The 23,793-nt window shown below is 69.1% G+C and carries 23 protein-coding genes; 10 read left to right on the top strand and 13 right to left on the bottom strand.

Translation table 11 applies throughout. The features are described from left to right. Positions 1–91 precede the first annotated feature (91 nt). Positions 92–853: a GntR family transcriptional regulator gene (locus ABZU76_RS03775; protein WP_354864779.1), complete on the bottom strand. Its 762-nt coding sequence runs from the start codon at positions 851–853 to the stop codon at positions 92–94. 99 nt (positions 854–952) lie between these two features. On the opposite strand from ABZU76_RS03775, the gene ABZU76_RS03770 reads away from it, so the two are divergent. Then, on the top strand, positions 953–1,552 hold the full coding sequence (locus ABZU76_RS03770; RefSeq protein ID WP_354864699.1) for a helix-turn-helix transcriptional regulator: 600 nt from the start codon (positions 953–955) through the stop codon (positions 1,550–1,552). Positions 1,553–1,555: 3 nt separating this feature from the next. Here ABZU76_RS03770 and ABZU76_RS03765 read toward each other — a convergent pair whose 3' ends face one another. Both ABZU76_RS03765 and ABZU76_RS03760 read right to left on the bottom strand, forming a co-directional pair. Continuing rightward, positions 1,556–3,727 (bottom strand): 3-hydroxyacyl-CoA dehydrogenase NAD-binding domain-containing protein, encoded by a 2,172-nt coding sequence (locus tag ABZU76_RS03765; protein WP_354864697.1) that lies wholly within the window; start codon positions 3,725–3,727, stop codon positions 1,556–1,558. Between the two features lie 9 nt (positions 3,728–3,736). Further along, positions 3,737–4,948, bottom strand: coding sequence for an acetyl-CoA C-acetyltransferase (locus ABZU76_RS03760; protein WP_354864695.1), 1,212 nt, complete (start codon positions 4,946–4,948; stop codon positions 3,737–3,739). A gap of 159 nt (positions 4,949–5,107) precedes the next feature. Between ABZU76_RS03760 and ABZU76_RS03755 the strand changes: the two genes are divergently transcribed. Together ABZU76_RS03755 and ABZU76_RS03750 are read left to right on the top strand one after the other, a co-directional pair. Further along, a complete protein-coding gene (locus tag ABZU76_RS03755) occupies positions 5,108–6,271 on the top strand; it encodes a TetR/AcrR family transcriptional regulator (RefSeq protein ID WP_354864693.1) in 1,164 nt (387 codons plus the stop codon). Between the two features lie 55 nt (positions 6,272–6,326). Then, positions 6,327–7,529: a low temperature requirement protein A gene (locus ABZU76_RS03750; protein ID WP_354864691.1), complete on the top strand. Its 1,203-nt coding sequence runs from the start codon at positions 6,327–6,329 to the stop codon at positions 7,527–7,529. 10 nt (positions 7,530–7,539) lie between these two features. Here the strand turns inward: ABZU76_RS03750 and ABZU76_RS03745 are convergent, their stop codons facing one another. Continuing rightward, on the bottom strand, positions 7,540–8,061 hold the full coding sequence (locus tag ABZU76_RS03745) for an EF-hand domain-containing protein (RefSeq protein ID WP_354864689.1): 522 nt from the start codon (positions 8,059–8,061) through the stop codon (positions 7,540–7,542). Positions 8,062–8,315: 254 nt separating this feature from the next. Here ABZU76_RS03745 and ABZU76_RS03740 point away from each other — a divergent pair, with 254 nt between their 5' ends. The 4 genes from ABZU76_RS03740 (at position 8,316) to ABZU76_RS03725 (ending at position 12,428) form a co-directional block, all read left to right on the top strand. Beyond that, positions 8,316–9,614, top strand: a complete 1,299-nt coding sequence (locus tag ABZU76_RS03740) for an acyl-CoA dehydrogenase family protein (protein WP_354864777.1) — start codon at positions 8,316–8,318, stop codon at positions 9,612–9,614. An 11-nt stretch (positions 9,615–9,625) separates the two neighbouring features. After that, positions 9,626–10,828, top strand: coding sequence for an acyl-CoA dehydrogenase family protein (locus tag ABZU76_RS03735; protein WP_354864687.1), 1,203 nt, complete (start codon positions 9,626–9,628; stop codon positions 10,826–10,828). Positions 10,829–10,904: 76 nt separating this feature from the next. Further along, the gene (locus tag ABZU76_RS03730; protein ID WP_354864685.1) at positions 10,905–11,912 is read left to right on the top strand and encodes an ABC transporter substrate-binding protein; all 1,008 of its coding nucleotides are present in this window, start codon (positions 10,905–10,907) and stop codon (positions 11,910–11,912) included. Between the two features lie 105 nt (positions 11,913–12,017). Next, the gene (locus tag ABZU76_RS03725; RefSeq protein WP_354864683.1) at positions 12,018–12,428 is read left to right on the top strand and encodes a hypothetical protein; all 411 of its coding nucleotides are present in this window, start codon (positions 12,018–12,020) and stop codon (positions 12,426–12,428) included. Positions 12,429–12,476: 48 nt separating this feature from the next. Here the strand turns inward: ABZU76_RS03725 and ABZU76_RS03720 are convergent, their stop codons facing one another. From ABZU76_RS03720 to map, 4 genes are all read right to left on the bottom strand, one after another. After that, positions 12,477–13,529: an alpha/beta fold hydrolase gene (locus tag ABZU76_RS03720; protein ID WP_354864681.1), complete on the bottom strand. Its 1,053-nt coding sequence runs from the start codon at positions 13,527–13,529 to the stop codon at positions 12,477–12,479. Positions 13,530–13,656: 127 nt separating this feature from the next. Next, positions 13,657–14,520, bottom strand: coding sequence for an SDR family oxidoreductase (locus tag ABZU76_RS03715; protein ID WP_354864679.1), 864 nt, complete (start codon positions 14,518–14,520; stop codon positions 13,657–13,659). A gap of 87 nt (positions 14,521–14,607) precedes the next feature. After that, positions 14,608–15,117: a GNAT family N-acetyltransferase gene (locus ABZU76_RS03710; protein ID WP_354864677.1), complete on the bottom strand. Its 510-nt coding sequence runs from the start codon at positions 15,115–15,117 to the stop codon at positions 14,608–14,610. Between the two features lie 16 nt (positions 15,118–15,133). Then, a complete protein-coding gene (gene map / locus ABZU76_RS03705) occupies positions 15,134–15,901 on the bottom strand; it encodes a type I methionyl aminopeptidase (RefSeq protein ID WP_354864675.1) in 768 nt (255 codons plus the stop codon). A gap of 47 nt (positions 15,902–15,948) precedes the next feature. On the opposite strand from map, the gene ABZU76_RS03700 reads away from it, so the two are divergent. Next, on the top strand, positions 15,949–16,428 hold the full coding sequence (locus ABZU76_RS03700) for a RidA family protein (protein WP_354864673.1): 480 nt from the start codon (positions 15,949–15,951) through the stop codon (positions 16,426–16,428). On the opposite strand, the gene ABZU76_RS03695 is transcribed toward ABZU76_RS03700, so the two are convergent. Beyond that, positions 16,425–16,550 (bottom strand): hypothetical protein, encoded by a 126-nt coding sequence (locus ABZU76_RS03695; protein WP_354864671.1) that lies wholly within the window; start codon positions 16,548–16,550, stop codon positions 16,425–16,427. The two genes, ABZU76_RS03700 and ABZU76_RS03695, sit on opposite strands and share 4 nt — an antisense overlap. Positions 16,551–16,802: 252 nt before the next feature. On the opposite strand from ABZU76_RS03695, the gene ABZU76_RS03690 reads away from it, so the two are divergent. Then, positions 16,803–17,183 (top strand): hypothetical protein, encoded by a 381-nt coding sequence (locus tag ABZU76_RS03690; RefSeq protein ID WP_354864669.1) that lies wholly within the window; start codon positions 16,803–16,805, stop codon positions 17,181–17,183. Here ABZU76_RS03690 and ABZU76_RS03685 read toward each other — a convergent pair. Next, on the bottom strand, positions 17,170–18,051 hold the full coding sequence (locus tag ABZU76_RS03685) for an alpha/beta hydrolase (protein ID WP_354864667.1): 882 nt from the start codon (positions 18,049–18,051) through the stop codon (positions 17,170–17,172). The genes ABZU76_RS03690 and ABZU76_RS03685 overlap by 14 nt on opposite strands. A 128-nt stretch (positions 18,052–18,179) precedes the next feature. Here ABZU76_RS03685 and ABZU76_RS03680 point away from each other — a divergent pair, with 128 nt between their 5' ends. Beyond that, complete coding sequence (locus tag ABZU76_RS03680) at positions 18,180–18,908, top strand: class I SAM-dependent methyltransferase (protein ID WP_354864665.1); 729 nt, start codon at positions 18,180–18,182, stop codon at positions 18,906–18,908. 4 nt (positions 18,909–18,912) lie between these two features. Here the strand turns inward: ABZU76_RS03680 and ABZU76_RS03675 are convergent, their stop codons facing one another. From ABZU76_RS03675 to ABZU76_RS03665, 3 genes are read right to left on the bottom strand one after another with little or no spacing between them, the layout of a single operon-like run. Continuing rightward, entirely contained in the window at positions 18,913–20,070 is a 1,158-nt protein-coding gene (locus tag ABZU76_RS03675) for an acyl-CoA dehydrogenase family protein (protein ID WP_354864662.1), read from the bottom strand. After that, on the bottom strand, positions 20,067–22,052 hold the full coding sequence (locus tag ABZU76_RS03670) for an acetyl-CoA carboxylase biotin carboxylase subunit (protein ID WP_354864775.1): 1,986 nt from the start codon (positions 22,050–22,052) through the stop codon (positions 20,067–20,069). Before ABZU76_RS03670 ends, ABZU76_RS03675 begins: the two co-directional genes overlap by 4 nt. A gap of 20 nt (positions 22,053–22,072) precedes the next feature. Then, positions 22,073–23,686 carry a carboxyl transferase domain-containing protein gene (locus ABZU76_RS03665; RefSeq protein WP_354864660.1) on the bottom strand — a complete coding sequence of 538 codons (1,614 nt, stop codon included), beginning with the start codon at positions 23,684–23,686 and terminating at the stop codon, positions 22,073–22,075. Positions 23,687–23,793: the final 107 nt, after the last annotated feature.

Genomic DNA, 23,793 nt, shown 5'->3' with positions numbered 1-23,793 from the left:
ATCAACGCCCACTGCTCATCCGAAAGCAACTGAAACCGCGACACACCCAGCAGCATCCCAGCCACCAGCCGCAACCTTTGTCAGACACGCCCTAGTCGGCGGGCCATTCGTAGGACAGCTCGTAGCGGTCCGCGGCCAGGACCATGTCGTTCATTTCGAGCGGCGTGCCGTCGGTACCGTAGGCCACCCGGGTGACGGTGATGACGGGGACACCGTCGGCGAGCTGCAACAACGAGGCTTCATCGGGAGTCGGCATCCGAGCGCCGACGTGCTCGACGAACGAGCCGAGGGTGTGACCGGCTTCCTCCAGCCGCGCGTACGCACCACCGGAGCCGGTGTCGACTTCTTCGATCGCGGTGCCGCGCGTGAACTGCCGGGGCAGGCGCGACACCGCGAGTTGAACCACCAGCCCATCGGCACGCATCACCCGATCCCTCACGGTGATCTCGGTGCCTTCGTCGATCGCCAGGTGCGCTGCGGCGCGGGCATCAGCCTGTTCGAACCGGATCTTCACGGAGGAGGACGGGGTGAAGCCGCGCGCCGCTGCGTCGGCGAGGAAAGCACCGCTGTTGCGTTCACGCGCTTCGCGGGACAACCGGGAACGGCCGATGCGCTGGATGCTTGCCGGCGGCCGGACGAACACTCCCCGCCCGTGCTCAGAAGTCACCAAACCCTCGGAGCGCAACATGTTCACGGCTTCGCGAACCGTCGGCCGCGACACCCCGTAGGCATCGACCAGCTCGCGTTCACTGGGCAACTGCTCGCCCGGCGCGTACTGCCCGGCCGTGATCTTCTCGCGCAGGTCTGCCGCTACCTGCCTGAACGCGGGTACGCCGCTTCTGCGATCCACCATGCGGCTATTGTCGCACTCATAAGCTTGTCTTGACCAGACGCCCACCTTGTGTCACCGTTAGTGGCCAGGACATCATAACAAGTCAAGGGCGGGCTGGTCATGGATTCGTTGACGGAACAGATCGAGGTCGCACGGGCGCGGCTCGAGGAAGTCCGCTACTCGCGCGGCTGGACACTCTCGAACATCCAGGAGATGACCGGCCTCCCCAACCGCGTCACCGCCGCCCGCTGGTGGTTCCGCGCCCCGCACTCGAAAAGCGCCCAACGGTTCGCCGAGTACGCCCATGAGCTCGGCTGCGCCATCCGCCTGCTCGTCATCGAGGACGACCCCGCCGAACGCCCCCTGCCCTGGCGCGAACGCATGCCGCACACCGACTTCACGACCCCGGACCCCGATGCCGACGCGATGGCCGAACTCCAACGCCTGCAAGAGAAACTCCGCCGCGCCCGGATGGCCGCCGGCCGCTCGCGCACCGACCTCGCCGAGGCCCTCGGCACCAGCCCCATCCACATCTGGTGCCTCGAGTACAGCCCGACCGTGCACGACTTGGCGCTGTGCGAATTCCTGATGTACGCCCGTTTCCTCGGCTACACCATCCGGCTGGACCTGGTGCCCGAGCACGACTCCGTACCCGAAAGCGAGAGGGGCTCTTCCCCGGACGAATCCGGGAAAGAGCCCCTCTCGGTCAGTGCCTGCTAGAACCTATTCGTAGATCTCGCCCTTGGCCGCCTTCGCCACCAGCGACTCCGGCGGCAGGAAGTGGTCGCCGTACCGGGCCGCCAGTTCGCGGGACCGATCGACAAACCCCTGCAAGCCACCGGCGTACTGGTTGATGTACTGGATCACGCCACCGGTCCACGCGGGGAAGCCGATGCCGAAGATCGAGCCGATGTTGGCGTCGGCCACGGTGGTCAGCACGCCCTCGTCGAAGCACTTCACCGTTTCGAGCGCCTCGGCGAAGAGCATGCGCTCCTTGAGGTCCTCGAAGGGGACGTCGCCGGTGCCCGACTTGAAGGCGTCGCGAAGGCCGGGCCAGAGGCCGGTGCGCTTGCCGTTCTCGTCGTACTCGTAGAAGCCGGCGCCGGTGCTGCGGCCCTTGCGGTCGTACTCGTCGAGCATGCGGTCGATCACGGCTTCCGACGCGTGCGGCGTCCAGGTGCCGCCCGCGGCCTCGACCGCGGCCTTCGTCTCGACGCGGATCTTGCGCGGCAGCGTGAGCGTGAGCTCGTCCATCAGCTGCAGCGGCGGCGCCGGGTAGCCGGCCTGCGCACCCGCCTGCTCGATCGACGCCGGCTCGACACCCTCGCCCAGCGCGGCCACGGCCTCGTTGATGAACGTGCCGATCACGCGCGAGGTGAAGAAGCCGCGGCTGTCGTTGACGACGATCGGGGTCTTCTTGATCTGCAGGGTGTAGTCGAAGACCTTCGCGAGCGTCGCGGGCGAAGTCTTCTCACCGCAGATGATCTCGACCAGCGGCATCTTGTCCACCGGCGAGAAGAAGTGGATCCCGATGAAGTCCTCGGTCCGCTTCACGCCCTCGGCGAGGGTGGTGATCGGCAGGGTCGAGGTGTTGGAACCCAGCACGGCGTCGGAGTTGACGATGCTCTCGATCTCGCCGAACACCTTGTGCTTGAGCTCGACGCTCTCGAACACGGCCTCGATCACGAAGTCGACGCCCTCGAAGTCGGCCGCGTCGCCGGTCGCCTTGATGCGGCTCAGCAGCTCGTCGGACTTCTCCTTCGTGGTCTTGCCACGGGAAAGAGCCTTCTCCTCGAGCTTGGCCGCGTAGCCCTTGCCCTTGTCGGCGGCTTCCTGCGACACGTCCTTGAGCACGACGTCGATGCCGGCCTTCGCGGAGACGTACGCGATCGCCGCGCCCATCATCCCGGCGCCGAGCACACCGACCTTGCGGGCGGTGTACTTCTCGAAGCCGTCGGGACGCGAGCCGCCCGAGTTGATCGACTGCAGGTCGAAGAAGAACGCCTTCGTCATGTTCTTCGAGACCTGCCCGGTGGCCAGGCTGACGAAGTAGCGCGTCTCGACCTTGATCGCGGTGTCGAAGTCGACCTGCGCGCCCTCGATGGCCGCGGCCAGGATCGCGCGCGGCGCCGGCATCGGCGCGCCCTTGAGCTGCTTGCGCAGGTTCGCCGGGAACGCGGGCAGGTTCGCCGCGAAGCTCGGGTTCGACGGGGTGCCGCCCGGGATCTTGTAACCCTTGACGTCCCACGGCTGCACGCCGCCTTCGGGGTTGGCCTTGATCCACGCCTTGGCGGCGGGCACCAGCTCCTCGACGGTGTCCACGACCTCGTGGACCAGGCCCAGCTCCAGCGCCTTGCGCGGCTTGTGGCGCGTGCCCTGCAGCAGCACGTTCAGCAGCGCGCTCTGGATGCCGAGCAGCCGCACGGTGCGCACGACGCCGCCACCGCCGGGCAGCAGGCCCAGCGTGACCTCGGGCAGGCCGATCTGGCTGCCCTTCGCGTCGGCCGCGATGCGGTGGTGCGTGGCGAGCGCGATTTCGAGGCCACCGCCCAAAGCGGCGCCGTTGATGGCCGCGACGACCGGCTTGCCGAGCTGCTCGATGCGGCGCATCTGGCTCTTCATCAGCGTGCTGGACGCGGTGAATGCCTCGGCCTGCTCCGGCTTGGCCTGGATCAGGTCACGCAGGTCGCCACCGGCGAAGAACGTCTTCTTGGCCGACGTGATCACGACACCGGTGATGTCGTCCTTCTCCGCTTCAAGCCGGTCGACAGTTACGCCGAGCGACTCGCGGAACGCGGAGTTCATGGTGTTGGCCGACTGGTTGGGGTCGTCCAGCGTCAGCGTGACGATGCCGTCCGCGTCCTTCTCCCAGCGGATGGTCTTGCTTTCAGCCATTGGAGGTCCTCACACCCGCTCGATGATGGTCGCGACGCCCATGCCGCCGCCGATGCACAGGGTCACCAGCGCGCGGCGCGCCTGGCGGCGTTCCAGCTCGTCGACCACGGTGCCGACCAGCATCGCGCCGGTGGCGCCGAGCGGGTGACCCATGGCGATCGCGCCGCCGTTGACGTTGACCTTCTCGTCCGGCAGGTGGAAGTCCTTCTGCCACTTGAGCACGACGGACGCGAACGCCTCGTTGAGCTCCCACAGGTCGATGTCGTCCGGGGTCAGGCCCGCGGTCTTGAGCACCTTCTGCGTGGCCGGCGTGGGGCCGGTGAGCATGATCGTCGGCTCCGAGCCGATGGCGGCGGTGGCGACGATGCGCGCCTTGGGCGTGAGGCCGAAGGTCTTGCCGACCTCTTCGCTGCCGACGAGCACGATGGCCGCACCGTCGACGATGCCGGAGGAGTTGCCGCCCGTGTGGACGTGGTCGATCTTCTCGACCTGGTGGTACTTCTGCAGCGCGACGGCGTCGAAGCCGCCCATGTCGCCGATCGCGGTGAACGCGGCCTTGAGCTTGCCCAGGCCCTCGACCGTGCTGCCGGGGCGACGGTGCTCGTCGTGGTCGAGGATCGTGACGCCGTTGATGTCCTTCACCGGCACCACGGACTTCGCGAAGTAGCCGCCGGACCAGGCCGCCTCGGCCTTCTCCTGCGAGCGCACGGCGAACCGGTCGACGTCCTCGCGGCTGAAGCCCTCCATCGTCGCGATCAGGTCGGCGCCGATGCCCTGCGGCACGATGTACTCGTCGTACGCCGTGGTCGGGTCCATGAACAGCGCGCCGCCGTCGGAACCCATCGGCACGCGCGACATGGACTCCACGCCGCCGGCGATGATCAGCTGGTCCCAGCCCGAGCGCACCTTCTGGGCCGCCATGTTGGTGGCTTCCAGGCCCGACGCGCAGAACCGGTTGAGCTGCACACCCGCGACGGTCTCGGGCAGGCCGGCCACGAGGGCGGCGGTGCGCGCGATGTCGGCGCCCTGCTCACCCACCGGGGACACGACGCCGAGGATGACGTCGTCGATCATCTGCGGGTCGAGGTTCGGGTGGCGGACCTTGAGCTCTTCGATCAGCCCGACCACCAGGTCGAGCGGCTTGGTGCCGTGGAGGGCACCGCCCTTGTTCTTACCTCGAGGCGTGCGCATCGCCTCGTAGATGTAGGCCTCGCTACTCACTGAACACTCCTCCGCGCAGCGGCGTGGTTGGACACTTCGGTGTATCTCACGGCCGAGCATACCGAGCCATGGGTGCTAATGCCCATTAACATAAGCCTGGCGAACCCGATGGTGTCAATGGGTTGCTGGTGTTCCGATTAGCGCTATCGTCGGTTCACCATGAGTACTCCAGCCCGCGGGTCGCGCCCCCGCGACCGCAAGGCCCAGCTCGCCGCGGTCGCGGCGGGGCTGTTCCGCGCGCGCGGCTTTCACGGCGTCGGCATCAACGACATCGCGGCCGCGGCGGGCGTCACGGGGCCGGCGCTCTACCGACACTTCGCGGACAAGCAGGCGATCCTGGCGTACGTCGTGCTGGCCGGGATCGACGACATGGAGGCGGTGACCGCTTCGGCGTTGTCGGGTGGGCCTGACCAGCTGGAAGTGCTGCTGACGGGGCTGGCCACGCAGGCTGTCGAACGGCGCGAGATCGCTGCTTTGTGGCGCTGGGAAGGCCCTCATCTGCCACGCGACGAGCGGCGGGAGATCCGGCGGCGGTCGGGTGCGGTGCTCGACGCGTGGACGAAAGCGCTGCTGGAAGTCCGCCCTTCGCTGGCTTTCGACGACGCCGAATTTCTCTGCTGGGGCGCGCTGTCGGTGTTCGGCAGCGTGGCTGTGCACCACACGACGGTGGCCCGTCGCCGGTTCGTTCCGCTGCTCGTCGAGCTCGCGTTGGCTGTGCTCAACACCACACTGCCGTCGGCCGGCTTGGCCGAGCCCGTCCGCAACGGTCTCGGCACCCCGTCCCGCCGCGAACAGGTCCTGGCCGCCGCGACCACTCTGTTCGCCGAACGTGGCTTCCACGCGGTGAGCATGGAGGACATCGGCGCAGCGGCCGGGATCGCCGGACCCAGCGTCTACCGGCACTTCCCCAGCAAAGCGGCCCTGATGGTCGCCATCGGACACCGGGCGGCGGACCGGCTCGCCCTGGCCGCCGAGCAGGCGATGCGCGCCCCCGACGAACGCACGGCACTGCGCCGGCTGGCGGCTTCGTACGTCCACACACTCCTGCACACGCCCGAGCTACTGGTCTCCTTCACGGCCGACCGCGTCACCATGCCGGACCGCGACAAGGCCGATTTGCTGCGCGTGCAGCGGGACTACGTGGACTCCTGGGTCGCACTGCTGTCGACGATCTCGCCCACCCTGCCGGCCCGCGAGGCGAAAATCCGGGTACACGCGGCGCTGACGATCGCCAACGACCTCACGCGAACCCGGCGGGTGAGCGGGCGGCCGCGGTTCGAGGCGGAGTTGACGGCGTTGCTGCACGCGGTGTTGGAGTACTGAAGAAGCTCTCGGCGAAATCGCTCCCCCTCACCGCATCGGCGTGCGAGCATGCCGAGTGCCCACCGGACGAAGGCTGCACCTGGTCACGGCGGACGAAGGACATCGGGTGTCGACGCTCGAACTGTTCTTCGACCTCGTGTTCGTGTACGCGATCACGCAGACGACCCAGCTGATGGCCGACCACCTGAGCCCCCTCGGCGTTGTCGAGGGGCTGTTGGTGCTGGCGGTGCTGTGGTGGTGCTGGTGCTGCTACGCCTGGCTCGGCACGACGATCCACGTGGACCACGGCATCGCGCGGCTCGCGATGTTCGGGGCGATGGGCGTGATGTTCCTGCTTTCGCTCACGGTGCCGGAGGCGTTCACGGACCGGCCGGGTGGGCTGGACGGGCCGTTGCTGTTCGTCGGGTGTTACGCGATTGTGCGGGTGCTGCACGAAGTCGCGTACCTGGGCGCGGCGCGGCACGACCCGGAGTTGCAGCGCGTGCTGCTGCGGATGTTGCGCGGACTGGTGCCGAGCATCGGGTTGCTGGTGCTGGCGGCGTTCCTCGCCGGGCCGTGGCAGCTGGTGCTGTGGGTGGTCGCGCTGACCGTGGACTACGTGAACGTCTACTTCTCCGGCCCCGCCGGCTGGCGGCTCAACTCGCCGGCGCATTTCGCGGAGCGGTTCGGGCTGATCGTGATCATCGCGCTCGGCGAATCGATCGTGGCGATCGGGATCGGCATCGGGCCGGTGCCCATGACGTGGCTGATCGCCGGCTGCGCGCTGTGCGGGGTCGCACTCGCCGCGGGCATGTGGTGGACCTATTTCGACGTGGTCGCGCGCGTCGCCGAGCGCCGGCTCGCGGGTGCGAAGGGCGTGGAGCGCACGAAGCTCGCGACGGATTCGTACACGTTCCTACACCTGCCGCTGATCGCGGGGATCGTGCTCGTGGCGCTGGGCCTGAAGAAGGCGTTTCTCTACCTGTCCGACACCGCGCACCACGTACCCGGCGAGGCGCTGCACGGCGTGCCCATCTGGGCGCTCACCGGTGGGCTCGCGTTGTACCTCGTGGCGCTGAGTGCGTTGCGGCGGCGGAACGTCGGCAGCTGGAACGTCCAACGGCTCGTACTCGCTGCCGTGCTGCTCGGGGTCACGCCGCTGCTGGAGCACACCCCCGCGGCGGTGGCTGTGGTCTCCGCCGCCGTGGCGGTGCTGGGGCTGGTCGCGTTCGAGCGGATGGCCTGGGTGCGGCGGCAGGTCCCCCTGCCGCCGCGTTGACCAGCGAGCCTCAGCCCACCAGGTAGTTGCCGGCGACGTCGGGTTTGGTCGGGTGGTAGTAGTCCACGATGCCGTCCGACCAGACGGACACCGCAATTCGATCTTCGGCGTCCGGGCCGAATACGTCGAACAAGGCGTCGATGTTGGCCGGACTGAAACCGATGGCGAGCATCAAAGCGGTGAAAAGCGGACGTTCGATCAGGCCGTCGCCGTCGGGGTCGCCGAGGGCGGACAACGCGTGAGCGAAGTCGGTGACGGTGTCGTCGAACTTTTCGGGAGACAAGACGCACGCGGTGAACTCGTCGTAGCTCACCTTGCCGTCGCGATTGGCGTCGAGTTCGCGCTCGACGGTGGTCCACCACTTGGCAAAAGAGGCTCTCAGCGCCGACTTCGCTTCGGGACCCGAGCCATCGGCCACCTGCTCGACGCGGTCGGACATCGCCGTGAAGTCGCTCCCCTCCAAGAATCCGCTGTGATCGACATCGAACAATTCGAAAACGACCTTTACCCGATCTTCGGCAGTGACGGTCATGACTCCCCATATGATTCCGGCGGAAATTCCACACCGAAGTGTGCCGAGACCCAGGTAACCATGAAACCGTTTCCACACTAAAGAGTGCAATTGCCGTCACCCGGCGAATTCACCGGAGAAGCGCAGCCCTTCGGCCGTTCGAACCGGCACCGGTGACGCACTGCCACGCGAGGCCCGCCGGCCCGTGCTAACCTACTCGCGAGTAGGTAACCCGAGGGGGAGGCCACATGGCTGCGGCGAGGAAACGAGACGCGATGGGCTTCGGCCTGGCCGCGCTCACCCGGCTGGCCGGGAGCAGCGTGATCGACAGGGCCGGGCTGCGCGGGCCCGTGCAGAACCTGGTCAAAGCGGGCACCCGCAACGGTTTCCGGGCGGCGGGGGCGGCCACGCGGTCGTTCAAGTCGGTGCGGCGGCTCGGCAAACCCGCAAGGCTGGCCCCCGCGCAGGAGGACACCGGGCTGTTCGACCTCACGCCGAGCGAAGACCAGCAGCTCATCACGGAAACGGTGACCGAGTTCGCCGCCGAGCAGCTGCGGCCCGCCGCCGCGGACGCCGACGCCAAGCTCGCGGCGCCCGAAGGCCTGCTCACGCGCGCGGCCGAGCTCGGCATCAGCCTCGTCGGAATCCCCGAGGAGCTGGGCGGGGCGGGCACCGAGCGGTCCGTCGTCACCAACGCGCTCGTCGCCGAGGCCCTCGCACACGGCGACATGGGGCTGGCCGTGGCCGTGCTCGCGCCGTCCGCGGTGAGCACGGCGCTCGTAGCCTGGGGCGACGAGCAGCAGCAGGCCGACTACGTGCCCGCGTTCGCCGGCGACCAGGTGCCCGCGGCGGCGCTGGCGCTGCTGGAGCGCACGCCGCTGTTCGACCCGTTCAAGCCCGCCACGAAGGCCAAGCGCACGCCGAAGGGCTACCAGCTCGACGGCGTGAAGTCGCTGGTCCCGCGTGCGGCGGAGGCAGAGTTGTTCCTCGTCTCGGCCGATCTCGAAGGCCGCGGCCCGGCGCTGTTCCTCGTGGAATCGTCGTCCGCGGGCGTCACCGTGGAGGCCGAGCCGGCGATGGGCCTGCGTGGCGCCGCGACCGGCAAGCTGCACCTGGAGAAGGTCGCGCTGCCGGCGGGCGCGTTGCTGGGCGGCGGGAAGGCCGACGTGTTCACCGAGGTCGTGCGCCTCTCGCGGCTGGGCTGGGCCGCGCTCGCGGCCGGGACGGCGAAGGCCGTGCTCGACTACGTGGTGCCGTACGTGAACGAGCGCACCGCGTTCGGCGAGCCGATCAGTCACCGGCAGGCGGTGGCGTTCTCCGTCGCCGACATCGCCATCGAGCTCGAGGGCCTGCGCCTGGTCACGCTGCGCGCGGCGGCGCGGGCGGAGCAGGGCAAGGACTACGCGCGGGAGGCCGCGCTGGCGCGCAAGCTGGCCGTGGACAAGGGCATGCGCATCGGCAACGCCGGCGTGCAGCTGCTGGGCGGGCACGGCTTCGTGAAGGAGCACCCCGTGGAGCGCTGGTACCGGGACTTGCGAGCGATCGGCGTGATGGAAGGCGCCGTCCTCCTCTAGAAAGGCTTTCGATGATCAACCTCGAAGTTCCGAAGAAGGCCGGCACGCTGATCAACCAGGCGTACCAGGCCGCGGCCCAAGTGTTCCGGCCGATCTCGCGCAAGTACGACCGCGCCGAACACACCTACCCCGCCGAGCTCGACATGTTCGCAGCCCTGCTCGACGGCCTCAACTCCTCCGGCGAGGGCGGCGCCGGCGCGGCGGGTGTGCGCCGTTCTCGTGACTCGGCGGGCGACGGAAATCGCAACGGCGCCAACCTCAACGTCGTCCTCGGCACGATCGAGATGTGCTGGGGTGACGTCGGCCTGCTGCTGTCCATGCCACGCCAGGGCCTGGGCAACGCGGCCATCAGCTCCGTCGCGACGGACGAGCAGCTCTCCCGTTTTTCCGGCTTGTGGGCCGCCATGGCCATCACCGAGCCCGACTGCGGCTCCGACTCCGCCGCCATCACCACCACCGCCGTCCTCGACGGCGACGACTACGTGCTCAACGGCGAGAAGATCTTCGTGACATCAGGCCAGCGCGCGGACGCCGTGGTGGTTTGGGCCACTTTGGACCGTACGAAGGGCCGCGCGGCGATCAAGTCCTTTGTGGTCGAGAGGGGCACGCCGGGCTTCGAAGTCGTTCGCGTGGAACACAAGCTGGGCATCCGCGCGTCCGACACGGCCGTGCTGCGCTTCGAAAACTGCCGCGTCCCCCGCGAGAACCTGTTGGGCACGCCGGACATCGACACCGCCAAGGGCTTCGCGGGCGTCATGCAGACGTTCGACAACACGCGGCCGCTGGTCGCGGCCATGGCGGTGGGCGTCGCCCGCGCCGCCCTGGAGGAGACCCGCCGGATCCTGTCGTCCGCGGGCGTCACGATCGACTACGACCGCCCCCCGCGGCACCCGGCCGCCGCCACCTGGCTCGAACTGGAGGCCGACTTCGAGTCCGCGTACCTCCTGACGCTGGAATCGGCGTGGATGGCGGACAACCGCAAGCCCAACTCCCTGCAGGCCTCCATGGCGAAGGCCAAGGCCGGACGGACGGTCGTGGACGTGACCCTGAAGTGCGTCGAACTGGCCGGCGTGTACGGGTACACGGAGGAATCGCTGCTGGAGAAGTGGGCTCGGGACGCGAAAATCCTCGACATCTTCGAGGGGACGCAGCAGATCCAGCAGCTCATCGTGGCTCGGCGAGTGCTGGGGAAGACGTCGGCGCAGCTCAAGTAGGCCCACATCCCCTCGCTCCAGGCTTCAGCGTCACAAAGGCTACCGACCAAGGAAAGCCTAAGCTAACATCCGCGGCATGACGACGATGCTCCTGGAGCGCCCGAGATCCGCCGCGACCACGCTCGAAGACGCGATCACCCGCCGAGGCTTCCTCGCCGGCGGGATCGGCGTGGGTGCTTTGTTCGCTTTGCCCGCCTGTTCCGCGCAGTCGGCCGCGCCGGCCACCGCCAAGACGCGCCGGGTGTCCACTGTGAACGGTCCCGCGGACGTTCCCGAGCAGGCGCAGCGGGTGGTGACGCTCGACAGCTTCACGATGGGCGCCGCCTTCGATCTCGGGCGGACACCGGTCGGGGTGTACAGCGCGGGTGAGCAGTACGTGGAGCCGCAGTTCGTGGAGAAGTGGCGGCCGATCACGAAAATCTCCAAGGGCACCGTCGGCGGTTCGATCGACCTGGAGAAGGTCGCGACGCTCAAGCCCGACCTCATCCTCGGCATCGACGGCGCCAAGCCGCCCTACGAGCAGCTCAAGCAGATCGCCCCGACGGTGATCCTGCCGTTCAACAACTCGAAGGTGCCGTGGCGCGACATGAGCGACGCGAGTGCCGAAGCGCTCGGCCTCGGCAACGCGCTGCAGGGCCTGCAGCAGCGCTACACCGAACGCACCGCCGCGATCAAGCGCGACCACGCCGACGTGCTCGCCCGCGTCCACTGGGACATCATCCAGGGCGGCTTCGACCAGGGCCAATTCTGGGTCTACGGCCCGAAATCCCCCATCGGCGCCATCCTCGCCGACGCCGGCGTGCAGTTCGCCACGGCGTCGACCAAAGCGGTGCAGCAGCAGACCGTTTCCTACGAGCTCATCGAAGACCTGCGCGACGCCGACGCGATCTTCTACTACTCCACCAACGCCGACAAGCCCGCCAACCTCGGCCCGGAACTGTTCGACCAGACGGCTTTCACCACGCTGCCCGCCACGAAGGCCAACCACCTCTACGGCTCGGTCTACTTCCTGCCCAACTGCTACAGCGACGCACTCGGCGCCCTCGACGCATTCGAAAAGGCACTCACCGCGCTCAAGAGCTGAAGTGGGTTTTTCACCGACCGCGCCAGTAATTCGCGGCTTACGAGCAGAATATCGGATTGATCTCCTGCCGATCGATTTCGACCCGTTTGCCTTAACCTTCCCGGCATGACGAATCCTGGGGAGTACGGCCCACCCAAGGGCCTGGGACAGGCGCGGATCTTCATGTGGATCCAGGTCGCCTTCAGCGTGCTCGGTTCAATCCTGATCGGAGCCGTCGCGGGCGCCTCCGCCGGGGGTTTCGCCGGGGTGCTGCTGGTGATCGTGGTGGTCAACATCCTGATGGCGATCGCTCTTGCCGCCTGCGCGATCGTGCTCCCGCAAGGCAAGCAGTGGGCGTTCGTGACCGCCATCGTGGTGGAGGCCGTGATCATCATCAACGGCATCGTGACGCTGATCAGCAGCGGCTTTTCGGGCGTGCTGCCGCTGGTTTTCGCGGGCCTCGCCCTGCGCGGTCTGCTACAGCGTGACGTGCGTGACTGGATCTCCGCCCGCAACGGTCAGGCGCCGGCGGTCTGAGCCGACGCAAAGGGGCACCGGGTCAGCCCGGTGCCCCTTTGCTTGCCGTCAAGTGCGGTCGTCGAGGAATTCGTCCAGATAAGTCCACGTGGTGCCCCGCGCTTTACGCCCGGTCAGCACACCGAGGTGGCCGCCGGGCGCGGTGCGGAAGCGCACCTCCGGCGCGTTTTCCAGCAGTCGCACCACGCGTTCCACCGAAGCCTGCGGCGCGATCGTGTCGTTCTCGCCCGCGACGACGAGTACCGGCGCCTTCACGTCCGACAGGCTGATCTTGCGCCCGTTGAGGTCGACGGTGCCCTCGGCGAGATCGTTGGTGCGGAAGAGCCGGTGGTAGAGCTGCCCGAACGTGCGGCCCGGGTAGGCGTACATGTTGTCCATGAAGTGGTCCACGGCCTCGATCTGCGCGAGGTAGTCACGGTCGTCGAGGTGCGAGAGGATCGCGATGGGCTTCGTGATCTCCTTGCTGATGCCCGTCGCGCGGAACACGCGGGTGACCAAATAGGACGGTGCGCCGCCGAACGCGCGGTAGATCGGCGTGAGCAGGTGGCCGCCGGTGAGGTCGACGAGCGGGCGGAACGGCGCCACGATCGGGATCGCCGCGAAGTCGACCGGCGACGCGATGGCGGTGACGGACTCGATCGGCAGCTCGGGCTGGTCGGCGTTCACCAGCAGCGAGAAGATCCCGCCCAGCGACCACGACACCAGGTGCACGCCCTCGCCGCCCGCGTCCTCACTGACCTTTCGGATCGCGCGCGGCAGCACCTCGTCGATCCAGTGCTCGATGCCGAGGCGCCGGTCGGAGAACGCGACGTTGCCGTAGTCGACGAGGTAGACGTTGCGCCCGGCCTCCACGAGGTGCTCGATCAGGCTGCAGCCGCGGCGCAGGTCGAAGCACAGCGCGGGTGCGGCCAGCGGCGGCACGAGCAGGATCGGCGGCCCCGACACCGGCGCGCCACTGTGGGTCATCCGGTACAGCGAGCGGTTCGGGCCCTGGTCGATGAGCACCCGGGGCATGGGGCGCAGGTCGGCGACGCCGCCGTGCAGCACCTTCCCCACGACGTTCGACGCCGCTGCGGCCAGCCGTGCCGTGGGTGAAACCATGTGTGCCTCCTGAGCTCGACCTCTCGGAGGCAATCTTGCCCGTGGCCGGGGGTGGCATCAACACCGCCACACTTGCAAGCACCCGGCAAGCACGTCCATTTCGGACAGTGTTCGGTGACCGGGAACCCTAGTTTCCCGCTTCGGCCGCCGGAGCGCTCTGAGCAGCGCGGGACTCGTATTCCGCCCGCGCCGGGGAATGCGCGGCCGACGCCAGCAGCTGATCACCGCCGAGAGCGCGCACGAACCATTCCCCGAACGCACGCGGGAACAGCCGCGTGATCCGGCCCGTGAAATCCAGGGATTTCGGCACGAAAACATCGAACTTCGGGTATTTCAGGGCATCCGCGATCGCCGCCGCGACGTCTTCGGGCCCCACGGACTTGATGAACTTCGCCTCGCCGAGCCCGGATGCCAGCTCCGTGCGCACCACCGCCGGCATCACGCACGACACCGACACGCCCGTACCGCGCAGCTCGAGGTGCACCGCCTCCGACAGCCCGACCACGGCGTGCTTGGTCGCGCAGTACGTGGCCGCGCCGGGGAACCCGGACTTCCCGGCCATCGAAGCGACGTTCACGATGTGCCCGGTCCGCCGCGGCTTCATCCGCTTCACCGCTTCGCGCGTGCCGTGGATGACCGCGTGCAGATTGATCTCCAGCATCCGGCGCGTCGCCGCGTCGTCCTCCTCGTCGAGCGGCGCCAGCGGCATGATGCCGGCGTTGTTGATCAGCACGTCGATGGGCCCGACCTGGCGCTCGACCTCGTCGAGGAACTCGGTGAACGCTTTCGTGTCGGTCACGTCCAGCGCCAGCGCGACGGCCTCCGGCCCCAGCTCACCGGCCGTCTTCTCCGCGCGGACGTGGTCGAGGTCGCCCAGCACGACCCGCGCGCCGAGCCGCTTGAGCGCGGTGGCCGTTGCGGCCCCGATGCCCTGTGCGCCACCGGTGATGACGATGACCTTCCCGGACAGCGTTCGCGGCTGCTTGGCCATGGCTGGCTCCTCTTGCTTCGGGGCACTGTTGGCGTCGTGTCAATATCGTGCCCCGGCGCGGCGCCGAGCGCCAGCCGACTGCCCCGATCAGAGGCGTCGCTCGAAGACCTGACCGATCCAGCCGTCGACGTCGAAGCGGACCGTCGGCGTGAAGCCCTGGCCCTCGTAGTAGCGCTGCAGCCCACCGTCGCCGCCGGCCCAGCAGTCGACGCGCACGAGGCCGATGCCGCGTTTCCGGGCCTCCTCCAGCGAGTGCTCCAGCAGCCGCGCGCCGACCCGGTGACCCGCGAACCGACGCGACGTGATGAGCAGCCCGATGTACAGCTCCCGCTCCCCGGCCGGCGGCACGTACTTTGGGCATTCCTCGCGGACGATCAACGCCCCCGCCGGCTCACCGTCGACCTCGGCGATGCCGAGACCCGGCTCCTTCGCCATGTCGGCCACGCGCGAGGCCCGGTGCGGAATGCCGCTCCACGGCTGATCACCCCACTGACCTTCGCCGCCGCGCGCCACCAGCCACTCGACCGCCTCATCGAAGAAGCGCAGCAACGTGTCGGAGTCGCCGGGTTCGCCTGGACGGATCGTGAAAGTCCTCATCTTCGACGTTGTACCCCTAGGGCAGTGTCAGAACCAGCGGCCCGGCCTCGGTGATCGCGACGGTGTGCTCCGAGTGCGACGCGCGGGTGCCGTCGGTGGTGTGGACGGTCCAGCCGTCGTCGGCGTGCCGGTAGTCGTCGAGGCCGCCGCGGGTGAACATGGGCTCGAGGGCGAGGACCAGGCCGGGCCGTAGGCGCGGGCCGCGACCGGGGCGGCCGTCGTTGGGCACCGGCGGGTCCTCGTGCATCGCGCGGCCGATGCCGTGGCCGCCGTGGTCTTCGGTGACGCCGTAACCCGACGCGCGGCCGATCGCGGCGATGGCGGCCGAGATGTCGCCCATCTTCGCGGCGGGCCGCGCGGCCGCGATGCCTGCCGCGAGCGCCGCTTCCGTCGCGGCGATCAAGGCGAGGTCGGCCGGGTCCGCTGCGCCGACAACGAAGCTCACCGCGGCGTCGCCGTGCCAGCCGTCGACGGACGCGCCGCAGTCGATGCTCAGCAGGTCGCCGTCGCGCAGGCGGTAGCGGCCGGGGATGCCGTGGACGACGGCGTCGTTGACGCTGGCGCAGATCACGCCCGGGTACGGCGTCGGCGCCCAGTTCGGGTGGTAGCCGAGGAACGACGGCTTCGCGCCGGCGTCGGCCATCACCTGAGCGGCGACGGCGTCCAGCTCGGCCAGCGAAACGCCGATGTCCGCGGCCTCCCGCACAGCCGCCAGCGCCTGGGCCACCACGCGGCCCGCCTCCCGCATCACCGCGAGCTCGGTCACGGTCTTCAGCTCCACCATGCGGATAACTATACCGGTATTACTATCCCGGCCCGTAGGCTCCCGTCGTGCACATCGAAAACCGCCTGGCCGAGCTCGGCCTGCAGTTGCCGGAGCCGATGAACCCGCCGCCCGGCGTCACGCTCTCGTTTCCGTGGGTCCGCGTCTTCCGGGACCGCGCTTTCGTTTCAGGCCACGGTCCGCTGCTACCCGACGGGTCCCTCGCCGGCCCGTTCGGCAAGGTCGGCGCCGAGGTCACCGAGGAACAGGCGTATGCGGCCGCCCGCCTGACCGCGCTCGCGGTGCTCACCTCGCTGAAGCGCGCGCTCGGCGACCTCGACCGTGTCACGGCGTGGCTGCGGGTGTTCGGCATGGTCAACACCACGCCCGGGTTCGCCCGCACTCCCGCCGTGGTCAACGGTTTTTCCGACCTCATCGTGCAGCTGTGGGGCGCGGACGCGGGTGACCACGCGCGCTCGGCGGTCGGCCTCGCCGAGCTGCCGTTCGGCATTCCGGTGGAGATCGAGGCGGAAGTGGCGATCGACTAACCGCCGGCGTACCCGAAGCGCACCGGGCTCCCGTTCGTACCGCGGGCGGCGATGTAACCGTCAGGACGCACGAGCAGCCAGCCGTCGCCGAGTTGCAGGTCCTCGGCCACCGGATCGGCCACGGGGCATCCGGTCAGCCCGGGCGCGGGACTCACCGTGGCGCAGTGCACGAGCAGCCAGCGGACGTGGGGCCAGCGGCGACCGGGCCGGGTCGGAGGCCGCGGACAAGGTCGCCGATGTCGTCGCCACGGCGGTCGCGGCCGGCGGTGACGTGGTGCTGGCCTGGCATTCGTCGGGGGCGCTGCTGGCGTTGCGGGCGGCGGCGGTGCGGCCGGACGTGGTGCGGCGGGTGGTCGCGTCCGAGCACGCCTTCTGTGGCCACGGCGGGAGTCGCGCGACCGCTGCGGGCGCTGGTCGACGCCGGTGATCTCCATGTCGCGCTGGCCTTGTTCCGCGCGGACGCTGTGGGCATGCCTGCCGACGTGGTCGCGTCGATGCGGGAAACCCCGCAGTGGCAGGAAGATCTCGCGCTCGCGCACACCACTGCGTACGACGCGGCGATCGTCGAGGCGGGGTTGCCCGAGGTCTCCGTGCCGACCCGGTTCGTCCTGGGTGGCGCCAGCCCGGCCCGGATGGCCGACGGGGTGCGTCGCTACGCCGCCCCGCTGGGTGCGGAGGTGCGCGTGCTGGACGGTCAGCAGCACTTCGCGCAGCGCACCGCGCCTCGAGAGCTGGCCGCGGTCATCGTGTCTTGACCAGCGCCGCGATCCGCGTCGCGAAGTCCGCCCACAACTCGCGCGGCAGGCTGTGCCCCATGCCGGGCACCACCACGAGCTCGGCCCCGGGAATCGCGTCCGACGTTGCCCGGCCGCCGCTGAGGTCGCACATGCGGTCGGCGTCGCCGTGGATGACCAGGGTGGGCACGTCCAGCCGCCGCAGCCGGTCCGTGCGGTCGCCCGACGCCACCACGGCGACGGCTTGCCGCGGCATGCCCAGTGCGGGGTAGCCCCGGTCGAACGTCCGCCGCGCTCGCTCGGCGACGGCAGCTTCGTCGAAGTCGAACCCCGGCGACCCGGTGATCCGCGACGCTCGCACCTGCCACGCGACGAACGCCTCCCGCTCGTTCGGCGGTTGTCCCATCTCGGCCAAGATCGACGGGTCGGGCGCGCCCACACCCGGGGCGCCGGTCGTGGACATGATGGACGTCAGCGTCCGCACCCGATCGGGGTGCTCGATGGCGACCATCTGCGCGATCATCCCGCCGAGCGACGCTCCGACGAGGTGTGCGCTCTCCAGCCCCAGCAGATCAAGCAGCCCGACCGTGTCACCCGCGAGGTCAGACAGCGTGTAGGACGCCGTCGCGAAATCCCCCGCGAGAACGGCAGCGAAATCCGGCACGGGCGCGTCGTCGAAATGCGTGGACCGGCCGGAATCGCGGTTGTCGAAGCGGATAACGTACAGGCCGCGGTCCACCAGTTCCCGGCAGAACTCCTCAGGCCAGTTGATCATCTGCGCGCCACCGCCCATGATCAGCACGACCGGCGGCATTCCGGGGTCACCGAAGCGTTCGTACGCCAGCTCGATTCCGGACGGGCCGACGTTCAGTGCGTGTTCCTCAGGCATGCCGACCACAGTAATCATTCGGCGGCGCCGAAACATCGCCCCGCGGGCCGATGTTTCCGGCTTGCCACCCGGGTTATGGTGAAAGGGGATCAACCGGCAGTCCGGCGTTTTCTGCCATGATCGATCGCATGAAACCGGACAATCAGACACTGCCGGCCAACGACTACAACAGCTTCGCCGAGGCGTACGCCGCCCAGAACGAGAGCGGCATCCAGAACGCCTACTACGAGCAGCCCGCAATGCTGGAGCTCGCCGGCGACGTCGCCGGAAAACGGATCCTCGACGCCGGCTGCGGCGCCGGCCCGCTGTCCGAGGTGCTGCGCGATCGCGGCGCGATCATGTCCGGGTTCGACCTCAGCGCCGGCATGCTGGAGCTGGCCCGCCGCCGGCTCGGGCCCGAAGCCGACCTGCGCGTCGCCGATCTGGCCGAACCGTTGCCCTACACCGACAACGCGTTCGACGACGTCATCGCGTCCCTCGTGCTGCACTACCTGGAGGACTGGGGCCCGTCGCTCACCGAGCTGAAGCGCATCCTCAAACCGGGCGGACGCCTGCTGATCTCGGTCGACCACCCCTTCGCGATCCACGCCTTGCAGCGCATGGAAGGCATCAAGACCAACTACTTCGAGACGTACAACTGGACCGAAGAGTGGACGTTCGGCAGCCAGACCATCCCGATGTCGTTCTGGATGCGGCCGCTGCACGCGATGACCGCCGCCTTCACCGCGGCGGGCTTCGAGATCTCCGTGATCAGCGAACCCATGCCCGCGCCGGCCGCCCGCGAGCTGTGGCCCGAGGACTACCGTCTGCTCACGATCAGCCCGAGCTTCCTGTTCTTCGTGCTGACCGCGAGCTGACGTATTAGCCCGCGACGCCGAGGTGGCGAGCGATGAGCATCCGCTGCACCTCGCTCGTCCCCTCGCCGATCTCCAGGATCTTCGCGTCGCGGTAGAAGCGGCTGACCGGGTATTCGTTCATGAAGCCGTAGCCGCCGTAGATCTGGGTGGCGTCGCGAGCGTTGTCCATGGCGGCGTCGGAGGCGACGAGCTTCGCGATGGACGCTTCCTTCTTGAAGGGTTCACCGCGCAGCATCTTCGACGCCGCCTGGTAATACGCGAGGCGCGCGGTGTGGGTGCGCACCTCCATGTCGGCGATCTTGAACTGGATCGCCTGGTACTCGCCGATCCGGTGGCCGAAGGCGACGCGATCCTTCGCGTACTTGAGGCACTCGTCGACGCAGCCCTGGGCCAGACCCACGCTCAAGGCGGCGATCGCGACCCGGCCTTCGTCCAGAATGGACAGGAACTGCGCGTAGCCGCGGCCGCGGATGCCGACGAGGTTCTCCGCCGGCACGCGAACGTCGGCAAAGGACAGCTCGTGCGTGTCCGAGCAGTTCCAGCCGACCTTGGAGTACTTGGGCGCCACGGCGAAGCCCGGTGTGCCCGAGGGCACGAGGATCGCGGAGATCTCCTTGCGGCCGTTCTCCATCACGTCGGTGACCGCCGTGACGGTGACCAGCCGCGTGATGTCGGTGCCGGAGTTGGTGATGAACGCCTTGCTGCCGTTGATCACCCACTGGTCGCCGTCGAGCTTGGCCCGGGTGCGCGTGGCTCCGGCGTCCGAACCGCCGCCCGGTTCTGTGAGGCCGAAGCCGCCGAGGGCCTCGCCCGAGCACAGGGCGGGCAGCCAGGTTTCCTTCTGCTCCTGCGTGCCGAAGCGGTAGATCGGCATCGCGCCGAGGGAAACGCCGGCCTCCAGCGTGATCGCGACCGACGAGTCGACGCGCGCCAGCTCCTCCAGGGCCAGGCACAGCGCGAAGTAGTCGCCGCCCATGCCGCCGAACTCCTCGGCGAACGGCAGGCCGAACAGGCCCATCTCGCCCATCTTGGCGACGAGGTCGTACGGGAACTGTTCCTTCTCGTACATCGGCCCGATCACCGGCGCGACCTCGTTGTGCGCGAAGTCCTCGACCGTCTTGCGCAGCGCCTCGTACTCTTCGTCCAGCCGGAAGTCGATCATCGTTGCTCCTCGCTCGGGCTCACCACGGCCAGGGTTTCGTCCAACGCCACCTGCTGGCCCGCGCGCGCCGAAAGCTCGCTCACCACGCCGTCGATCGGCGCGGTCACGGTGTGTTCCATCTTCATCGCTTCCACGACCAGCAACGGTGTGCCGGCCGCGACCACGTCGCCCTGGGCGACCTTGACCACCAGGACCGTGCCCGGCATCGGGCTCTTCACCGGCCCGGCGCCCGCGGCTTCACCACGCGCCGCCAGCCGCACTTCCTGATCCGCGAACGCGAAACCGAAGCCGTCGCGCGCGAGCCAGACCGTCCGTTGTGGACCGTCAGCGCGACGGTAGCGCTCGATCCCGCTGTCGCGTCGAACTTCCAGCACGTCGCCGACACGGCTCGCTGAAGCCCGCACCGGCTCGGCGTCGTCGACCTGCACGGTGGCCTTGAAAACGGGCCCCGTCACTCGCACCACAGCCTGGACCTCACCGACGCGCAGGCGGAACGTGACGCCGCCTCCGCCGCCGATGCGCCACCCGCTGGGCACGTCCCACGGATCCACCACGGAACCCTGGGGCTGCAACGAAAGCAACCGGTCGAGCGCCGCCGCCACGAAGAACCCTTCGGGCACCTCCGACGACACCAGCGACGAAAGCCGCCGGTCCACCAGCTCCGTGTCGAGGCGACCGGCGCGCACGTCCTCGTCGGCGAGCAGGCTGCGCAGGAACGCGATGTTCGTACCCAGCCCCAGCAACGCGGTGTCCGCCAACGCGCGGTCGAGCTTGCGCAACGCCGCGGTGCGGTCGGGGCCGTAAGCGATCACCTTGGCCAGCATCGGGTCGTAGTTCGACCCGACCACCGCGCCCTCGGTCATCCACGAGTCCACGCGCACGCCGTCGCCCGACGGCTCGTGCACGGCGAGCACCGTTCCGCCGGTCGGAATGAAGCCGCGCGCGGGATCCTCCGCGTACACGCGGGCTTCGACGGCGTGGCCTTCGAGACGCACGTCCTCCTGCTTCACCGTCAGCGGCTCACCGGCGGCCACGCGGACCTGCCACGCCACGAGGTCGAGTCCGGTCACCATCTCCGTGACGGGGTGCTCCACCTGCAGCCGCGTGTTCATCTCCATGAAGAAGAACTCGTCCGCGTCGTGCGCCGACATGATGAACTCGACGGTGCCCGCGCCGACGTAGCCCACGGACCGCGCGGCCTCGGCCGCGGCGGCGCCCATCTTCTGGCGTGTGGCCTCGTCGAGCAGCACCGACGGGGCCTCTTCGATGATCTTCTGGTGCCGCCGCTGCAGGCTGCACTCGCGTTCGCCGAGGTGCAGGACGTTGCCGTGCTTGTCGGCCAGCACCTGGATCTCGATGTGGCGCGGCGTGGTGACGAACCGCTCCACCAGCAGTGTGTCGTCGCCGAACGAACCCCGGGCCTCGCGGCGCGCCGACTCGATCGCGGCGGCGAGCTCCGACTCCTCGTGCACGAGCCGCATGCCCTTGCCGCCACCGCCCGCGGACGGCTTCAGCAGCACCGGGTAACCCACCCCGGCCACCGCCTCGACGAATCCGCCCTCGGGAATGTCCAGATCGGACACTCCGGGGACGACGGGCACGCCGGCCGCGGACACCGTGGCCTTGGCCCGGATCTTGTCGCCCATCTGCTCGATCGCGGCGACGGGCGGGCCGATGAACACCAGACCGGCCTCTTCACAGGCACGCGCGAACGCGGCGTTCTCGGCGAGGAAGCCGTAACCCGGGTGCACGGCCTGCGCGCCCGTCACCTGGGCCGCGGCGACGATGGCCGGTATCGACAAATAGCTTTTCGCCGCCTCGGCCGGGCCGAGGCGCACCGCGGTGTCGGCCTCGCGCACGTGCTTGGCGTCGGCGTCCGCGTCGCTGTAGACCGCGACCGAGCGGATGCCCAGCTCCCGCAGCGAGCGGATCACGCGGACCGCGATCTCGCCGCGGTTGGCGACCAGGACCGTGGTGAACAAAGAACCGTCAGACACGCTCATCACATCCGGAAAACGCCGTAGTTGACCTCGGGCAGGGGCGCGTTGGCCGCGGCCGACAGCGCGAGCCCGAGCACCGTGCGGGTGTCCGCCGGGTCGATCACGCCGTCGTCCCACAGCCGTGCGGTGGAGTAGTACGGGCTGCCCTGGTGCTCGTACTGGTCGCGGATCGGCGCCTTGAACGCGTCCTCGTCCTCGGCCGACCACTCGCCGCCGCGCGCCTCGATCGCGTCGCGACGGACCGTCGAAAGCACCGAAGCCGCCTGCTCGCCGCCCATCACCGAGATCCGCGCGTTGGGCCACATCCACAGGAACCGCGGCGAGTACGCCCGGCCGCACATCGAGTAGTTGCCGGCGCCGAACGAGCCGCCGATGATCACGGTGAACTTCGGCACCCGCGCGCACGCGACGGCCGTGACCATTTTCGCGCCGTGCTTCGCGATGCCGCCGGCCTCGTAGGCCTTGCCGACCATGAAGCCGGTGATGTTCTGCAGGAACACCAGGGGAATCGAGCGGCGGTCGCACAGTTCGATGAAGTGCGCGCCCTTCATGGCCGACTCGGCGAACAGCACGCCGTTGTTGGCGATGATGCCCACCGGGTGGCCGTGGATGTGCGCGAAGCCGGTGACGAGCGTGGCGCCGTATTCCTTCTTGAACTCGGAGAACCGGCTGCCGTCGACCATGCGGGCGATCACCTCGCGCACGTCGTACGGGGTGCGCGAATCCGTGGGCACCACACCGTAGAGCTCGCGCGGGTCTGCCGCCGGCTCCTCGACGGGCCGCACGTCCCACGGCCGCGGCGTGCGCGGGCCGAGCGTGGAGACGATGTCGCGGACGATGCGCAGCGCGTGGGCGTCGTCGTCGGCGAGGTGGTCGGTGACGCCGGACTGGCGGGAGTGCACGTCGCCGCCGCCCAGCTCTTCGGCCGTGACGACCTCACCCGTCGCGGCCTTCACCAGCGGCGGGCCGCCGAGGAAGATCGTGCCCTGGTTGCGGACGATCACCGCTTCGTCGCTCATGGCCGGCACGTACGCGCCACCCGCCGTGCACGAGCCGAGCACGGCGGCGATCTGCGGGATGCCGCGCGCGGACATGGTGGCCTGGTTGTAGAAGATGCGCCCGAAGTGCTCTCGGTCGGGGAACACGTCGTCCTGGCGCGGCAGGAACGCGCCGCCGGAGTCGACGAGGTAGATGCACGGGAGGTTGTTGTGCAGCGCCACTTCCTGGGCGCGCAGGTGCTTCTTGACCGTGAGCGGGTAGTACGTGCCGCCTTTGACGGTGGCGTCGTTGGCCACGATCACGCACTCACGCCCGGAGACTCGCCCGACGCCGGTGATGATCCCGGCGCTCGGCGCCTCGTCGTCGTAGAGGCCGTTGGCCGCGAGCGGCGAGAGCTCAAGGAACGGCGAACCTGGGTCCAGCAACGTGTCGACGCGGTCGCGCGGCAGCAGCTTGCCGCGTTCGACGTGCCGGACACGGGACTTCTCGGGCCCGCCGAGGCGGGCGGCGTCCAGGCGCTTGCGAAGGTCCTCGACGAGCTCGCCGTGCGAGGTGACGCTGCGGGCGAACGCGTCGCTGCGCGGATCCGCGGAACTGCTCAGTACCGGCGTGTCCATGACTCCCCGTCGAGACGTTGGTGATCCAAGACGTCCGTGATCCAAGACGTTAGCGGTCGTTAACTCACCTTCAGATGTTAGCGACCGCTAACCGGAGTGTCCAGCCA

The organism is Amycolatopsis sp. NPDC005232 (assembly GCF_040607795.1).
Classification (GTDB): Bacteria; Actinomycetota; Actinomycetes; order Mycobacteriales; family Pseudonocardiaceae; genus Amycolatopsis.
Note: the sequence above shows the minus strand (reverse complement) of the source record. Positions and strands in the feature narration are given on the sequence as shown.

What these genes read in the sequence shown, in the direction of transcription:
- ABZU76_RS03685 (WP_354864667.1), bottom strand. Translation starts at nt 18,051, where the DNA reads ATGCCTGAGGAACACGCACTGAACGTCGGCCCGTCCGGAATCGAGCTG.
- ABZU76_RS03720 (WP_354864681.1), bottom strand. Translation starts at nt 13,529, where the DNA reads ATGGTTTCACCCACGGCACGGCTGGCCGCAGCGGCGTCGAACGTCGTG.
- map (WP_354864675.1), bottom strand. Translation starts at nt 15,901, where the DNA reads ATGGTGGAGCTGAAGACCGTGACCGAGCTCGCGGTGATGCGGGAGGCG.
- ABZU76_RS03765 (WP_354864697.1), bottom strand. Translation starts at nt 3,727, where the DNA reads ATGGCTGAAAGCAAGACCATCCGCTGGGAGAAGGACGCGGACGGCATC.
- ABZU76_RS03770 (WP_354864699.1), top strand. Translation starts at nt 953, where the DNA reads ATGGATTCGTTGACGGAACAGATCGAGGTCGCACGGGCGCGGCTCGAG.
- ABZU76_RS03715 (WP_354864679.1), bottom strand. Translation starts at nt 14,520, where the DNA reads ATGGCCAAGCAGCCGCGAACGCTGTCCGGGAAGGTCATCGTCATCACC.
- ABZU76_RS03675 (WP_354864662.1), bottom strand. Translation starts at nt 20,070, where the DNA reads ATGATCGACTTCCGGCTGGACGAAGAGTACGAGGCGCTGCGCAAGACG.
- ABZU76_RS03665 (WP_354864660.1), bottom strand. Translation starts at nt 23,686, where the DNA reads ATGGACACGCCGGTACTGAGCAGTTCCGCGGATCCGCGCAGCGACGCG.
- ABZU76_RS03755 (WP_354864693.1), top strand. Translation starts at nt 5,108, where the DNA reads ATGAGTACTCCAGCCCGCGGGTCGCGCCCCCGCGACCGCAAGGCCCAG.
- ABZU76_RS03735 (WP_354864687.1), top strand. Translation starts at nt 9,626, where the DNA reads ATGATCAACCTCGAAGTTCCGAAGAAGGCCGGCACGCTGATCAACCAG.
- ABZU76_RS03710 (WP_354864677.1), bottom strand. Translation starts at nt 15,117, where the DNA reads ATGAGGACTTTCACGATCCGTCCAGGCGAACCCGGCGACTCCGACACG.
- ABZU76_RS03730 (WP_354864685.1), top strand. Translation starts at nt 10,905, where the DNA reads ATGACGACGATGCTCCTGGAGCGCCCGAGATCCGCCGCGACCACGCTC.
- ABZU76_RS03740 (WP_354864777.1), top strand. Translation starts at nt 8,316, where the DNA reads ATGGGCTTCGGCCTGGCCGCGCTCACCCGGCTGGCCGGGAGCAGCGTG.
- ABZU76_RS03745 (WP_354864689.1), bottom strand. Translation starts at nt 8,061, where the DNA reads ATGACCGTCACTGCCGAAGATCGGGTAAAGGTCGTTTTCGAATTGTTC.
- ABZU76_RS03680 (WP_354864665.1), top strand. Translation starts at nt 18,180, where the DNA reads ATGAAACCGGACAATCAGACACTGCCGGCCAACGACTACAACAGCTTC.
- ABZU76_RS03775 (WP_354864779.1), bottom strand. Translation starts at nt 853, where the DNA reads ATGGTGGATCGCAGAAGCGGCGTACCCGCGTTCAGGCAGGTAGCGGCA.
- ABZU76_RS03725 (WP_354864683.1), top strand. Translation starts at nt 12,018, where the DNA reads ATGACGAATCCTGGGGAGTACGGCCCACCCAAGGGCCTGGGACAGGCG.